General features: G+C 49.8%; 14 protein-coding genes and 1 pseudogene. 11 read left to right on the top strand and 4 right to left on the bottom strand.

Annotated features, from left to right (window positions below):
* Window positions 1-43: 43 nt before the first annotated feature.
* On the top strand, window positions 44-1372 hold the full coding sequence (locus LOZ86_RS10980) for an IS4 family transposase (RefSeq protein ID WP_161546580.1): 1329 nt from the start codon (window positions 44-46) through the stop codon (window positions 1370-1372).
* A gap of 949 nt (window positions 1373-2321) precedes the next feature.
* On the opposite strand, the pseudogene LOZ86_RS10975 reads toward LOZ86_RS10980, so the two are convergent.
* Window positions 2322-2411, bottom strand: a pseudogene (locus tag LOZ86_RS10975) (hypothetical protein); the annotation flags it as partial.
* Between the two features lie 144 nt (window positions 2412-2555).
* On the opposite strand from LOZ86_RS10975, the gene LOZ86_RS10970 reads away from it, so the two are divergent.
* Together LOZ86_RS10970 and LOZ86_RS10965 are read left to right on the top strand one after the other, a co-directional pair.
* Window positions 2556-2843: a VF530 family protein gene (locus LOZ86_RS10970; protein ID WP_039486860.1), complete on the top strand. Its 288-nt coding sequence runs from the start codon at window positions 2556-2558 to the stop codon at window positions 2841-2843.
* Between the two features lie 5 nt (window positions 2844-2848).
* Window positions 2849-4144, top strand: coding sequence for a glycoside hydrolase family 10-like protein (locus tag LOZ86_RS10965; protein ID WP_039486861.1), 1296 nt, complete (start codon window positions 2849-2851; stop codon window positions 4142-4144).
* A gap of 47 nt (window positions 4145-4191) precedes the next feature.
* Here the strand turns inward: LOZ86_RS10965 and LOZ86_RS10960 are convergent, their stop codons facing one another.
* Window positions 4192-4527, bottom strand: a complete 336-nt coding sequence (locus tag LOZ86_RS10960; RefSeq protein WP_039486863.1) for a type II toxin-antitoxin system RelE/ParE family toxin — start codon at window positions 4525-4527, stop codon at window positions 4192-4194.
* 30 nt (window positions 4528-4557) lie between these two features.
* Complete coding sequence (locus LOZ86_RS10955; protein WP_039486865.1) at window positions 4558-4791, bottom strand: type II toxin-antitoxin system Phd/YefM family antitoxin; 234 nt, start codon at window positions 4789-4791, stop codon at window positions 4558-4560.
* Between the two features lie 413 nt (window positions 4792-5204).
* On the opposite strand from LOZ86_RS10955, the gene LOZ86_RS10950 reads away from it, so the two are divergent.
* Window positions 5205-6590 (top strand): diaminobutyrate--2-oxoglutarate transaminase, encoded by a 1386-nt coding sequence (locus tag LOZ86_RS10950; RefSeq protein ID WP_029367562.1) that lies wholly within the window; start codon window positions 5205-5207, stop codon window positions 6588-6590.
* Window positions 6591-6608: 18 nt separating this feature from the next.
* Entirely contained in the window at window positions 6609-8111 is a 1503-nt protein-coding gene (locus LOZ86_RS10945; protein WP_400291858.1) for a pyridoxal phosphate-dependent decarboxylase family protein, read from the top strand.
* A gap of 127 nt (window positions 8112-8238) precedes the next feature.
* Here LOZ86_RS10945 and pptA read toward each other — a convergent pair whose 3' ends face one another.
* Window positions 8239-8469 carry a tautomerase PptA gene (gene pptA / locus LOZ86_RS10940; RefSeq protein WP_014915392.1) on the bottom strand — a complete coding sequence of 77 codons (231 nt, stop codon included), beginning with the start codon at window positions 8467-8469 and terminating at the stop codon, window positions 8239-8241.
* 246 nt (window positions 8470-8715) lie between these two features.
* Here pptA and LOZ86_RS10935 point away from each other — a divergent pair, with 246 nt between their 5' ends.
* From LOZ86_RS10935 to ydfG, 6 genes are all read left to right on the top strand, one after another.
* Window positions 8716-9492: an MBL fold metallo-hydrolase gene (locus LOZ86_RS10935; protein WP_039486869.1), complete on the top strand. Its 777-nt coding sequence runs from the start codon at window positions 8716-8718 to the stop codon at window positions 9490-9492.
* A 45-nt stretch (window positions 9493-9537) separates the two neighbouring features.
* Window positions 9538-10500: a GlxA family transcriptional regulator gene (locus LOZ86_RS10930; protein ID WP_039486870.1), complete on the top strand. Its 963-nt coding sequence runs from the start codon at window positions 9538-9540 to the stop codon at window positions 10498-10500.
* 202 nt (window positions 10501-10702) lie between these two features.
* On the top strand, window positions 10703-11527 hold the full coding sequence (locus tag LOZ86_RS10925; RefSeq protein ID WP_039513618.1) for a mannosyl-3-phosphoglycerate phosphatase-related protein: 825 nt from the start codon (window positions 10703-10705) through the stop codon (window positions 11525-11527).
* A 30-nt stretch (window positions 11528-11557) separates the two neighbouring features.
* Window positions 11558-12775, top strand: a complete 1218-nt coding sequence (locus LOZ86_RS10920) for a glycosyltransferase family protein (protein WP_039486873.1) — start codon at window positions 11558-11560, stop codon at window positions 12773-12775.
* 287 nt (window positions 12776-13062) lie between these two features.
* A complete protein-coding gene (locus LOZ86_RS10915; protein WP_039486875.1) occupies window positions 13063-14247 on the top strand; it encodes a pyridoxal phosphate-dependent aminotransferase in 1185 nt (394 codons plus the stop codon).
* A 208-nt stretch (window positions 14248-14455) separates the two neighbouring features.
* Window positions 14456-15205 carry a bifunctional NADP-dependent 3-hydroxy acid dehydrogenase/3-hydroxypropionate dehydrogenase YdfG gene (ydfG, locus tag LOZ86_RS10910; RefSeq protein ID WP_039486877.1) on the top strand — a complete coding sequence of 250 codons (750 nt, stop codon included), beginning with the start codon at window positions 14456-14458 and terminating at the stop codon, window positions 15203-15205.
* Window positions 15206-15350: the final 145 nt, after the last annotated feature.

Genomic DNA, 15350 nt, shown 5'->3' with positions numbered 1-15350 from the left:
GCTGTGTAAGAATCCGGAAGTGTTCTTCATTTCCGGATTTTTTATGCGTATCTCTCAGGCCATCGACCTCGTTTCACGTTACGATTCGACCCGTAATCCTTTGACTTCTCTTGGCGACTTTCTTGACCCAGAACTTATTGCCCGTTGCCTTGCTGAGTCCGGCGTGGTCACCCTGCGTAAACGCCGTCTTCCTCTCGAAATGATGGTCTGGTGCGTTGTCGGCATGGCGCTTGAACGTAAGGAGCCGCTTCATCAGATTGTCAATCGGCTGGATATTATGCTGCCCGGTAACCGTCCCTTTGTTGCTCCCAGCGCGGTTATCCAGGCCCGACAGCGGCTCGGAAGTGACGCCGTTCGACGGGTGTTCACGCACACCGCTCACTTGTGGCACAACGCTGTGGCGCATCCCCACTGGTGTGGATTGACGTTACTGGCGATGGATGGCGTCGTCTGGCGCACACAGGAAACACCTGAAAATGATACCGCCTTCCCGCGCCAGACTTACTGCGGCCAACCTGGCCCCTACCCGCAGGTCAAAATGGTCTGTCAGATGGAGCTGACCAGCCATCTGATAACCGCAGCAGCCTTCGGTACGATGAAAGACAGCGAATATACCCTGGCTGAGCAACTGATAGACCAGACCGCAGATAATACGCTGACGCTGCTCGATAAAGGGTATTACTCATTAGGGTTGCTGAATGCCTGGAAGCGTGCGGGAGAACACCGACACTGGATGATACCGCTTAAGAAAGGTACCCGTTACGAGGAGGTCCGGAAACTGGGAAAAGGCGATCATCTGGTACAGTTGAAAACTACGCCACAATCCCGCAAAAAATGGCCGGGACTGAGTACAGAAGTGACAGCCCGATTACTGACCTATAGCCGTAAAGGAAAAATCTATCAGTTACTGACTTCGATGACTGATGGCATGCGTTATCCGGGAGGTGAAATGGTTGAGCTTTACAGTCACCGTTGGGAAATCGAGTTGGGTTACCGTGAAATCAAACAGACAATGCAACTGAGCAGACTGACACTGAGAAGCAAAAAACCGGAACTTGTGGAGCAGGAGTTATGGGGTGTGCTGCTGGCGTATAATCTCGTGAGATATCAGATGATTAAAATGGCCAGTCAACTGAAAGGTTACTGGCCAAATCAGCTGAGCTTCTCAGAATCCTGCGGGCTGGTCATGAGGATGTTGATGACGCTTCAGGGTGCATCGCCGGGTCGTATCCCTGAACTACTGCGAGATCTGGAGAGTATGGGACAGATGGTGAAGCTGCCGATAAGAAGAGAAAGAACCTTCCCGAGAGTGGTGAAAGAAAGGCCTTATAAATATCGAAAAGCGAAGAAAAACAGCCAGTCAGTTGCTTAACTGACTGGCATTACTTCCCTAGGGGCACCTTTGTATTCGCTAAGACTTAATTCGTTTTCCGTCCAAGGAACGGAAATAGTTATCTGGTATCGTAGTGTTTTTATAATTGCATAGTAAAACATGGCCCAATAGTTTTCTGGTTTATTTATAATACCAAACGCGGAACTAGGTAAAACTATTGATTTTATTGGATTTCTTAGATTGCTCATAAATACTCCATAGTAAAGAATAAAGCCACAATAAACCAGCTAGCCAAATATCAAAGCAGTACATCTTCAGTGATCTTACTGGCAGCACTAAAGGTTTCATTCTATGCCGGGGTCAACTTATATTCAGGGCTGTTTTGTCGAGCTTCTGTGGTGTTAACGCCTCAACATCTCTTCAGAAAGGAAAAACGTGCTGTATGCATATATTGCTGAATCACCTTCCAGCGCTTTGGCTGTAAACCTGATATGCCCAGCCCACTGGTACAGCGAACAGGCGATCAAGATGATTCGGTATAACTATGTGCTCCTGCCTACCGCGTTTATATCTGTGTACCGGTTGCTCGTAACTGACAAGCCTCAGTTCTACCTAAAAGCGGTCTACTTACATTATCAGTTGGCCAAATTCATTAAACCACTACACTTTGACAACGCTACCGCCCTCAGAGATATCAGTTCTGATTAAGTATTGATGTATCTAAATGTTACCGAAATTCATAAATTGTTCAAGAAGACAATCAGATAACCCCTAAAAGTTGATGGGCCTGGTTATGCGAATAGTTCATGAACTGGAGTAAAATGAGCTGACAGAAAATGCCCATAAGAAGCGGATTCTCTGTTAGTTCATGAAGCTACCTGGAATTGAGTTGGTATCCACATTAAAAGTATTCATTTAGAACAATTAGATATAGCATATTTACCTTATGAACTGGATTCTCGATCAACATAAGTTAAATTAAATATGGACTAGTAGATAACGCTCTTGCTGCTGCGAACCCACGCAAACTTACCCTATGGATTGTGGATTCACTTCCTCCACAAATTGCGATATCTGCCAATACAACACGAAAATTGGTCGCTGGGAAATGAAGGTACAAATCAGCGCGGTCTGGAGCATTGCCGCTCGCCCCGCTTTCTTGTAACCTCCCTTGCTACAAGCCTAATCCTGAACACAAAAATCTGAAACTACCGGACGTTACATGACAGCTCATACTTCTAAAGATCCTTTGCATGGCGTAACACTTGAAATGCAAGTCAATGCGTTGGTTGCCCGTTTTGGCTGGGTTGAGTTGGGTAAACGGATCAACATCAATTGCTTTAAAAGCGATCCAAGCGTCAAATCCAGTTTAAAGTTTCTGCGTCGGACACCTTGGGCGCGTGCCGAAGTTGAAGCTCTGTACCTTGATTCCCTGGACGGTTCCGCTCCCGTAAAATCAGATGATAGCGCTGCTGATCCCTGGGCTAATAGTCGCAAAAATAAGAGCTAACCAACGTGAAAAAGCCAGTCGTACTTATTGCCGCTGCGCTTCTATTTGTCAGTTGCGCGTCTAAACCACCGAGTTCGCTTGTCACCCCGCTTCCTCCTGTTAAACCGCCGCTTCCGGCGAAATCGCAGCAGAATAAGGAACCCATGCGCGGTGTTTGGCTGGCGACCGTCTCCCGCTTGGATTGGCCGCCGATAGCATCCGTCAATGCCAGTAGCCCTGCGATCCGCATAACTCAGCAGCAGGAAGCGCTGACAGGCAAGCTGGATAAATTGAAAAGTCTCGGTATCAATACCGTATTTTTTCAGGTTAAGCCTGATGGTACCGCGCTCTGGCCTTCTAAAATATTGCCCTGGTCAGATATGCTAACGGGCAATATTGGTGAGGATCCGGGCTACGATCCGCTCAAGTTCATGCTGGATGAAGCGCACAAACGTGGTATGAAAGTCCATGCCTGGTTTAATCCCTATCGCGTCTCCGTTAACACGAAGCAGTCAACTGTGACGAAGCTAAATCGCACCCTGTCGCAAAATCCGGCCAGCGTATTTGTGTTACATCGTGACTGGATTCGCACGGCAGGCGATCGCTTTGTGCTCGACCCAGGTATCCCAGAAGCACGAAACTGGATCACCAGTATCGTGGCTGAAGTCGTGGCGCGTTACCCTATTGATGGTGTGCAGTTTGATGACTACTTCTATGCAGAATCATCCGGCTCGATGCTTAACGATGGTGAAACCTTTAAAAAACAGGGTCAGGGATTTGGCTCAAAGGCAGACTGGCGGCGGTACAATACACAGCTGTTAATTGAGCAGGTGTCGCGCACTATCAAGCAACTGAAACCTGAGATTGAATTTGGCGTCAGCCCAGCGGGCGTATGGCGCAACAGGTCACACGATGCAGCAGGTTCCGACACGCGAGGTGCGGCCGCTTACGATGAAGCGTATGCTGATACCCGCCTGTGGGTGCAACAAGGGCTGCTGGATTACATTGCCCCGCAGATCTACTGGCCCTTCGCGCGCGATGCGGCTCGCTATGATGTCTTGGCAAAATGGTGGGCGGATGTGGTGAAGCCCACAAATACGCGTCTCTATATTGGCGTTGCGCTGTATAAAGTGGGTGAGCCTTCAAAGAATGAGCCTGACTGGACGATAAATGGCGGCGTGCCGGAGCTGAAAAAGCAGCTCGATTTGAACGAGTCTATTCCGCAAATCAACGGGACGATTCTGTTCAGAGAGAACTATCTCAATCAACCACAAACCCAAGAAGCGGTTAATTACCTCAGAAACCGCTGGAATCCAATTTAACGAACGGCAGAGGCTTCAAAACCTCTGCACCTACCTCTGGTACTGATTCATGCCTGAATCAAGCGCTTAAATAATAATTGCTGAATATCTTGTCGGTGAGCAAGAAGAGCGTGGACGGTAACCAGATTATTTTCGATTGAATAGAGGACTCGATATCCTCCCGAAGTATTATATTCCCTGTATTTTCCGCACCCGATTTTTAACAGTTCTGGGCTGATCTGACAGCTCAACGGAAACTGCCGGATTTTACTCTCAAATTGGTCCAGAATTTCATTGATCACCGGGCCGGGTTCTACATCAACACGGCGGAGATGGCTGACAATATCGCTGATACAGACTCTGACCGTCGAGGTGTATTCTATCGTTACTCTCGGTTCTTCCATTTAGCGTCCCTTCCTGATGACATTGTCAGTTCAGAATTCCAGCCCATCCAGCAATTGATCCCTGCTGAACACTTTTCCTTCAGCTTTATCTTTCTCAGACAGCGTTAGAAGCTTCAGCAGTGCAATAGCATTTTCCCGTTCCTGCTGTTGATCGTAGGATTCAATAACGTAGGCAGGAACGCCATTCTGGGTCACCAGAATAGGTTCAGCGAGGTCAAGCGTGGCTGCGTTTTTCTTTATATAGCTAATCGTTTCGATCTTCATGATGCTTTCCTCCTGATATCGGTTTCAGTCTTAATTTAGTCTTTATATAGACTGAAAACAATGTGTAAAGCATGATCATGCCTCTCTCTTACTTGTGGTTTTCTCCCTGATCGCTATAGCTAAACGTGCTGTTTATCCCTCTTATTGCCGCTTTTTCGGTTCAAGAATTCTGCGGTAGGCGGATTTTTTTTGCTTATTTAATAAGCATGTAAAGTAGCTATGACATCATGATTCGTAAAAAACCAATCAACCAGTTGATTTTTATGTGAAAAAATAAAAGTTTCGAAACGAAATAAATCATTGAGTCGGTGACTGAAAAAACCTATATTGGCCGCGTTTTTCTTATAGTAGTTACGTGTTTAATTCATTTATTCAACTGTGGTTGCCTGCGAGCTCACGGTTGTAGGAGAGATATGATGACGGATAAAGTCCGTATTGACAGTTTAGGTGCGAATTCATTAAACGGAAACAATGAAACCTATTTGGCAAGACAAGCTGAATTTGAATCGAACGTGAGGAGTTATCCACGCAAATTGCCTCTGGCAATTGCGAAAGCCGAAGGCGTGTGGATCACCGATGTTGAGAATAATCAATATCTTGACTGTCTGGCTGGGGCGGGAACGCTGGCGCTTGGACATAACCATCCTGACGTGCTGCAAAGCATCCAACGTGTCATTACTAGCGGCTTGCCGTTACATACACTCGATCTGACAACACCGTTGAAAGATCAGTTCTCCGAATATCTGCTTTCCTTATTGCCTGGTCAGGGCAAAGAGTACTGCCTCCAGTTTACGGGCCCTTCTGGTGCCGATGCTGTTGAAGCTGCGCTGAAACTGGCAAAAAAATACACCGGTCGTGCTGGTGTGATCAGCTTCTCCGGTGGCTACCACGGCATGACGCATGGCGCGCTGTCGGTAACGGGTAACCTGTCACCTAAAGAAGCCGTCGACGGCATGATGCCTGAAGTCCAGTTTATGCCTTATCCGCATCAGTACCGCTGCCCGCTGGGCATTGGCGGTGAAGCTGGCGTGAAAGCATTGACCTACTACTTTGAAAACCTGATCAACGACGTTGAGAGTGGCGTACGCAAACCGGCGGCGGTCATTCTGGAAGCCGTTCAGGGTGAAGGCGGCGTTAACCCAGCACCTGTCGAGTGGTTACAGCGCATCCGTAAAGTCACGCAGGAACACGGTATTCTGCTGATCATCGACGAAGTTCAGGCTGGTTTTGCACGTACAGGTAAATTCTTCGCCTTTGAACACGCTGGTATTGAGCCTGACATCATCGTGATGTCTAAAGCAGTAGGTGGCGGCTTGCCATTAGCTGTGCTGGGTATCAAGAAGCAGTTCGATGCCTGGGCCCCGGGTCACCATACCGGTACTTTCCGTGGTAACCAACTGGCGATGGCAACCGGCCTGACGACGCTGAAGCACCTCAAAGACAATCAGGTAGCAAACAAAGTCGCTGAGCAAGGTGAATGGCTGAAAGCCAAACTGGCTGAGCTACAAAAACGTTATCCGGTGATCGGCCACATTCGCGGTCTGGGATTAATGATCGGGATTGAGATTGTTAAGCCTAATGAAGCGCAGGATCACATGGGTTGCTATCCGGCTGACGGTGAGCTGTCTGCCCTGTTGCAGAAAAAATGCTTTGAAACGGGTCTGATTCTGGAGCGCGGTGGCCGTCATGGTTGCGTTCTGCGTCTGCTGCCTTCCCTGCTGATCAGCAATGCTGAATTGGAAATTTTCCTGGATAAATTTGAAAACGCCCTGCTGTCTGCTGGCGTGAAGCCAGTCTGAGTGGAGCGAATGACCACGATGTCCCAATTAGTGGAAACAGAAGCAGTGGAAACAAAAATCAACCCGATTCTGGCCTCTTCTGCACAGAGTATCGAAGCCTATCAGGAAGCGATTACGCAGAGTAGCCAAGCCGTCATGCAGTGGCTGCAACAACCTGAGATGTATCAGGGCAAAACCGTTGCTGAACTGCGTGAACGCATCACGCTGGATTTTAATCCGCAGGGCCTGGGTAACCAGGCCGCTATCGAGCGTGCGATTGAGTACTTTTTGAAAGACAGCCTGTCGGTGCATCACCCACAGTGTGTCGCTCACCTGCACTGCCCGAGTCTGGTGGTCAGTCAGGCGGCGGAAGTCTTGATTAACGCCACGAACCAGAGCATGGACTCTTGGGATCAAAGCCCGTCAGCGACCATCATCGAGATGAAGCTGATTGAATGGCTGCGTACTCAGGTTGGCTACCAGTCTGGCGATGCTGGTGTATTCACCAGTGGTGGCACCCAGAGTAACCTGATGGGGCTGATGCTGGCGCGTGATGCCTTCTTTGCCCGTCAGGGACATTCGATCCAGCAAGATGGATTGGTTGGTAACCTGAAGAAAATTAAAGTGTTCTGTTCTGAAAATGCCCATTTCTCGGTGCAAAAGAACATGGCTTTACTGGGTCTGGGTTATCAATGCGTTACGCTGGTGAAAACCGATCGCTTCGCGCGGATGGATCTGAACGATTTAGCGGAGAAAGTGGCGCAGGCCAAGGCTAACGGCGAGCAGATTCTGGCGATTGTGGCGACGGCCGGTACCACTGATGCGGGTGCGATCGATCCTTTACGGGCGATTGCAACACTGGCGGCAGAACATCAGATTTGGGTACACGTTGATGCAGCCTGGGGCAGCGCACTGCTGCTGTCCGAGAAGTATCGCGATTATCTGGACGGCATTGAATTGGTGGATTCCATTACGTTGGATTTCCACAAACAATTCTTCCAGACCATCAGCTGCGGCGCTTTCTTGTTGAAAGAAGCACGTCACTATGAGCTGATGCGCTATCAGGCGGCTTACCTGAACTCTGAGTTCGATGAAGCGCAGGGCGTCCCTAATCTGGTGTCGAAATCATTGCAGACGACGCGCCGTTTTGATGCGCTGAAACTGTGGATGGGTCTGGAAGCATTGGGTCAACAGCAGTACGCGGCGATCATCGATCACGGCGTTACGCTGGCACAGCAGGTTGCACAGTATGTGGATGAACATGCCTCGCTGGAATTGGTGATGCAGCCACAGTTGGCAAGCGTTCTGTTCCGTTTCCGCCCGCAGCAGCTGGCGACAGCGGATGACGCGACTATCGCATTACTTAACCAACGCATTGGCGATGCATTGCTGGAATCAGGTCGTGCCAACGTAGGTGTCACCGAATTTAACGGTGTTACCTGCCTGAAACTGACGTTGCTGAACCCAACGGTCAGCTTGGACGATGTCAAAGTTCTGCTGGATCTGGTTGAAAGCACGGCACAGCCTCTGCTGACTGCGTAATTCCCCTGCTTTACTGCATCGTGAAAAGCCGATAGCAATAATAGGTTATCGGCTTTTTACGTTCTACACCGCCACCTTGAAAAACGTCTCAGAGCAGGCCAATTAATGCGCCAGGATGCGGGGAAAATTAATACGAATATCCCGGCTTTTTCGGCAACGTATCCAACTGCGGTTTGATAAACGGGTCGTAAACGTCATCTTTCCAGCGCTCCGGCTGGATTTCGTTTAACGCGACAGAAAGCGATTCGTCGGAGGAACCGAAATGTTTCTTCAGGACCGCAGCAAGATCTTCCGCGACGGCTTTCTTCTCTTCTTCAGACAGATTCCTTGGGAAGTGTTTGACATCGATATGGGGCATGGAATAGTCCTTTTCAGTGATGAAACAGCACGTTGGTTAAGCTAGCCAGTGAGTTAAGATAGCTAGTGCGCATGAAGACGGCAATAGTATAGTTCGCCCGATGATAAACAATCCGCTTGAGACAAATTGGCCTAAACTCATCGAAGTGTGTCATTCAGGCCACTGTTAGCGATCTGCCAGATTCTTATACTGCTCCTGTTTGGCGCGTAACAGCGCTGCCAGTTAACCGGATATGGGAGCAATAAGATGAAAATAACGCAGATTCGCAATGCGACATTACGACTGGAATTTGGTGGGAAAACGTTTCTGATTGACCCGATGTTGGCACCAAAGGCGACCTATCCCGGCTTCCCGGGAACGGCAAATGCACATCTGCGTAATCCACTGGTCGATCTTCCTCTGCCTATGGCGACAATTCTGGATGTTGATGCCGTAATTGTGACGCATACGCACCTCGACCATTGGGATGATGCAGCCATCGACGCTATCCCGAAAACGATGCCGATCTTTAGCCAAAATGCGCAGGATGCTGACCTCATTCGGCAGGCGGGGTTTACCTCTGTGTGTGTACTAGATGAGCAGACGGAATATGACGGTATAACGCTGATCAAAACGTCTGGCCAGCACGGTTCTGATGAAACCTATGCTAATCCACAGATGGCGGAACGACTGGGTGATGTCTGCGGGATTGTCTTTCGACATGCGCATGAGAAATCGTTTTATCTGGCTGGCGATACCGTCTGGAATCAGCATGTTATTGCTGCACTGACGCATCACACGCCCGATGTGGTGGCGCTGAATATCGGCAATGCGGTCATTCCCGGTTTCGGTTCTATTATCATGGGAAAAGAGGATGTACGGCGTGTGCATCAGCTCGTACCCAATGCGACGATAGTCGCAACACATATGGAAGCGGTGAACCATTGCCTTCTGAGTCGTGCTGAACTGCGTGACTATCTGCATGAAGAAAAGCTTCAATCCGTCGCGCACGTACCGAACGATGGCGAAAGCGTGCAATTCTGAACCGGACAGTAACCGGAACCTATTGATTATTTGATGAGGGCTATTATGGCTGTGCTAACCGTTGCGGTGATTGTCTCCGAGAATTTTAGCCCGTTTCATTTATCCATACCGAGTATGGTTTTCAGCGACATGCTCTATGAAGAAAAACAATTTGAGCTCTTTTTCTGTGCGGAAACGCCGGGCATGGTGGCATCAGAACACGGGTTTTCTATCAACGTTGAACACGGTTTTTCCGCGTTGGAGAAAGCCGACCTTATCGTAGTCCCGCACTGGAGCCATCCAGAGACGCGCCCTTCTGCACCGCTTCTGGATGCGTTACGCGCTGCCGCAACCCGTAAAGCACAGATCGCCGGATTATGTTTGGGGACTTATGTGCTGGCTTATGCCGGATTGCTAGATGGCCGCCGCGCCTCGACACACTGGGCGTTTGAGCAGGATTTTATCGCTCGCTTTCTTCATGTGCAGTTGGATACCAACGCGCTCTATGTCGAAGACGAACATCTGATTACGTCTGCGGGAACGGTGGCAGCAATAGACTGCTGCCTTCATCTGGTTCGTCAACATTGCGGCAGCACTATCGCTAACCGTGCCGCCCGCCGTCTGGTGATCCCACCTTACCGTGAAGGTGGACAGGCTCAGTTTATTGAACATCCGGTGCCGGAAAATACGCGGGATAGTAAAATCAATCAGCTGCTGGACTATCTGCGTAGCCATCTCCGTTCGCCCCACTCTTTGGATGCGCTGGCAAGCCGCGTGCAGATGAGCCGCAGGACATTTACCCGACATTTCTTCCGAGCCACAGGCATGACGGTTAGCGACTGGTTAACGGCGGAACGGCTTCACCATAGCCAGGCATTGCTAGAGTCGACCTCTCACTCCATCGAAGCGATTGCGGATAGCGTGGGTTTTCAGTCAGTAGTCACTTTTCGACAGCAATTCAAACAGCGTTTTAGAGTGAACCCGACCGACTGGCGTAAAACGTTTCAGGATAAAAGAAGCACCCGCTGATGTTCAGCGTCTGCCGAAAAATAGCCAGATCATTATATTATTGGTGAAGATACGGATTGCCACCTATCCTTAAAGTGTGATGATGCTCACAGTCATCAATACCACGAACACAACACTTCACTGACAAACACACGCCCTTTCTGACTAACGTTAATCGTCCATCGTTACTCTCTGTTTATCCACGATAAAACATGGAGAACCCATGCAAACGCATAATACGAAGCTGATTATCTTCAGCGATCTCGATGGATCGTTGCTCGATCATGAGACTTATCGGTGGGATGCCGCACAGTTGTGGCTGACACGGCTGGCGAATGAGGGAATTCCACTGATTATCACCACCAGTAAAACGGCGGCTGAAGTTGAGCCCTTACGGCGGGCGCTCGGGCTGGAACCGTATCCCTATATTGCGGAAAACGGTGCCATTGCCGTGCTGCCGCCGACATGGCAATCACATCCTGATTATCCAAGGAAGAGGATGGGTGCTGGGTATTCCGTTATCCGCACTCAGTTGGAGTCGCTGCGCGCATCCGGTTTCCGTTTCAAAGGCTTTGGCGATATGAGCAGTACGGAAATAGCAGAAATGACGGGATTAACCGAGCAAGACGCCCAGCGAGCGCAAGAGCGAGAAGCCACTGAACCGCTGCTGTGGCTGGACGAGCAAAATGCCCTACCGCGTTTTTGCCAGTTATTAGCAGAGGCGGGTCTGATTCTGACCCAAGGTGGTCGCTTTTATCACGTCATGAGTGCTCAGACGAGTAAGGGACTTATGGTTAACTGGATAAAAACACAGTATATCGAAAAATACGGTATTGACGTCAAAACGCTTGGTCTGGGCGACGGTCCGAACGATATATCTCTGTTATGCGCGGTGGACTGCGCCGTATTAATTAAAGGCAAGGGAAATCAAATTGTTAACCTACCTGAATCATACGGCGGCAAGCAATATTGCACGCAGAATTCAGGTCCTCAAGGCTGGAGTGAAGGACTGGAGCATTTTATTGGCAACGATCATTTCTCGGCATGACGTAGCCGCAGAAGGGTATGGGAGCATAGGATGAGCGAATTTTATCAAGATGGCATCATTACCAATTTTCACAATCTCACTCAGAGAAGCACGGCAGAGCTGGAGTATGAACTTCAGGTATTTTCCGGGCAAAACAGTATGGGACTGATTCTGCCCTCGCTGTACTCGGAGCTGGAAGGCCCTGCGCTGAGCCACATTGTCGATCAGCTGTCTCAGGTTTCTTACCTTGGCGAAATTGTGATCGGTCTCGATCGCGCCGATCGGGAGCAGTTTCTTTACGCCCGAAAGTTCTTCTCTCGCCTGCCGCACCGACATCGCATCCTATGGAACGATGGCCCGCGCCTGAAAGCACTCAGCGACGAACTGGCAGAAAAATCACTGGCACCGGAGGAACCCGGCAAGGGCCGGAATGTCTGGTTTTGTGTCGGCTACACGCTGGCATCGCGTCGTTCTGCCTGTGTTGCTTTGCACGATTGTGACATTGTCACCTATGACCGTGCGATGCTGGCTCGCCTGCTCTATCCCGTGGCGAATCCGCACTTTAATTACGACTTCTGCAAAGGCTATTACTCCCGTGTTGCAGAGGGAAAACTGAATGGCCGCGTGGGGCGTCTGCTGGTCTATCCGTTACTGAAATCGCTGCAAAAGGTCTACGGCAATTCCGACTATCTGGATTACATGCGCAGTTACCGCTATCCGCTTTCCGGCGAGTTTGCGATGCGCACCACTATTCTGAACAATCTGCGCATTCCTGGCGATTGGGGACTGGAAATTGGCGTGCTGTCAGAAATTTATCGCGGCACCGCAACTCGCCGTATTTGTCAGGTGGATATCGCCGATCGCTACGACCATAAACATCAGCCGATGTCTGAAGACGATCCTAACGCGGGATTGCAGCGCATGGCGGCGGACATCACAAAAGCGCTGTATCGCAAGCTGGCGATTCTCGGCGTGGATATCACCACAGACTCTTTCCGCGTCCTGCGGGCGACCTACTATCGCACCGCGCTTGATATGATCGATGCTTTCGAACATGACGCACGTATGAACGGCCTGAGTTTCGACCGTCATAAAGAGGAGTCAGCGGTGGAGTTATTTTCTGATGTCATCACCTTTGCTGGTCATGCCTATAGCGATGTCCTGGGTGATAAACCGTTTGTGCCGAGCTGGAACCGCGTCCAGTCTGCGTTTCCCGATATCCTTGAGAGGTTGTATGCGGCGGTAGAAGCCGACAATCAGGAAATGTGATGCCCTCCGCTATGTACTCGCTATCTTATAGGGCAAACGCATCATGATGCATCCCTTGCATAAGCAATTCATATTATTCGATTTAATCACTCGATGAATCAACCAATTTTCTTTACCTTTAATCGACACATCAGAAAATCCAACATTTCCCGCCAGACGGGCATGCGTGTCGTAAGAAAATATTATTTCACCTATTTGACAAGGCATTAGCGTTCAATTGATTATGGAAGTTGGCGCGATTTATGCTTTAGCTCTCCTGTCATTATGTAACTAAGGAGAGTGTTTTGATGAATTTTTTAATCAATGAAAGCGACGTGTTAAACCCAAAACGCAGAGCATTATTAAAACTTTCTGGCGCCCTGCTGGGAACGGCGGCGGTAACAACAGGGTTAAGTTCGCGGGCTTTTGCCGAGACTCAACCTGAGAATGCCGCATTTACCGCGCCGTCGGCCACTAACCCAATCCGTATTAACTTCAATGAGAACCCACTGGGCATGTCGCCCAAAGCGCAAGCCGCCGCGCGCGAGGCTGTCGTGAAAGCCAACCGCTATGCAAAAAATGAAATTTTACTGCTTGGCAATAAGCTGGCGGCGCATCATCAGGTTGAAGCCCCTTCCATCTTGCTGACGGCCGGATCGTCCGAAGGCATCCGGGCGGCCATTGAAGCCTACGCCTCGCTGGATGCACAGTTGGTGATTCCTGAATTAACCTACGGCGACGGCGAACACTTTGCGAAAATTGCCGGAATTAAAGTCACGAAAGTCAAAATGCTCGACAACTGGGTGTTTGATATTGAAGGACTGAAAGCCGCCGTGGCAGGTTACAGCGGCCCTTCCATCGTTTATCTGGTTAATCCCAACAATCCAACGGGCACGATTACGCCAGCGGATTTAATCGAACCGTGGATTGCCAGCAAGCCAGCCAATACGATGTTTATCGTCGATGAGGCTTATGCCGAATTCGTCAATGACCCGCGTTTTCGATCAATTTCACCGATGATCACGCAGGGTGCAGAGAACATTATTCTGCTCAAAACGTTCTCCAAAATACACGCTATGGCCGGTATGCGCGTTGGGTATGCCGTCGCCCATCCCAAAGTCATTGCGTTGATGGGACGGTATGTCGCGGGCGAAAAAATCAATTTTAGCGGTGTGGATGCCGCATTGGCATCTATGGACGACTCGGCATTCATTACCTACAGCAAAAAGAGTAATGATGTGTCGCGTCAGATCCTGCTGAAAGCGCTAGATGACCTGAGACTGCCTTACTTACCGTCAGAAGGAAATTTTGTGTTCCACCAGTTGGTCGTGCCGCTTAAGGATTACCAAAAGCATATGGCAGACACGGGCGTGCTGATTGGCCGTGCGTTTCCTCCGGCGGATAACTGGTGTCGTATATCGTTAGGGACACCGCAGGAAATGCAGTGGGTCGCGGATACTATGCGCGAATTCCGTAACAAGAACTGGATTTAATCCTTCGTCATACCAACCTTACCGCATCGCCGTGGCAAGACATTCGCCTCTCGTTTTGAGGGGCGATTATTCCTGAACGGCATTGTTGAAACCGGAGTAACGCTTGACCCACGGGGAATTGCACGGCTAAATGATCGCATGCCTTTCATTATTTATATTGATATCAGGCACAAGCAAAATATGAAAACGGTCAGGGAGAAATAAGAGCATGATTATTTTTGTTACCGGTGCAACGGCTGGGTTTGGTGAGTCAATTACACGTAAATTTATTAGTGCGGGCCATAAAGTGGTCGCGACCGGCCGCCGTCAGGAACGTCTGGATGCGCTGAAGGCAGAACTGGGCGACGCGCTGTATCCGCTAAAACTGGATGTGCGTGACCGTCAGGCGATTGAACAAGCCGTTGCCTCCCTGCCAGCCGAATGGCAGGCCATTGATGTGCTGGTGAACAACGCCGGACTGGCGCTGGGTCTGGAACCTGCGCATAAAGCATCGGTCGACGATTGGGAAAACATGATCGATACCAACAACAAAGGGCTGGTGTTCATGACGCGCGCGCTGCTGCCCGCCATGGTGGAGCGTAATATCGGTCACGTCATCAACATCGGTTCTACCGCAGGAAACTGGCCATATGCGGGCGGTAACGTGTACGGGGCCAGCAAGGCGTTCGTGCAGCAGTTTAGCCTGGGATTGCGTGCCGATCTGTCTGGCACCCGAATCCGCGTAACAAATATCGAACCGGGCTTGGTCGGTGGAACGGAGTTCTCGGCCGTGCGCTTCAAGGGTAACGATGACAAAGTCAGTAAAACCTATGACAACACGACACCGCTGACCGCTGAAGATGTATCCGAAGCCGTTTTCTGGGTGTCCACCCTGCCAGCACACGTCAACATCAATACGCTGGAAATGATGCCCGTCAGCCAGTCTTTTGCTGGGCTAAGCGTACATCGCGAAGGCTAATCATTACTGAAACACAAGAATTAAGGGCATGAACGCTGTTTCATGCCCTTTTCTTTTGTCAGCGCCCCTTTCCTTTCAGTGCTGTGCGGTTATAGTGCCGTTGAAGCGAAGGATGTATACTTCTTGTTATAGGTAACCTTCCTTT

Origin of the sequence: Pectobacterium parvum (assembly GCF_020971565.1) — a bacterium.
Taxonomy (GTDB): domain Bacteria; phylum Pseudomonadota; class Gammaproteobacteria; order Enterobacterales; family Enterobacteriaceae; genus Pectobacterium; species Pectobacterium polare.
The sequence above is the reverse complement of the archived record's forward strand: the minus strand, read 5'-3'. Positions and strand labels throughout refer to the sequence as shown.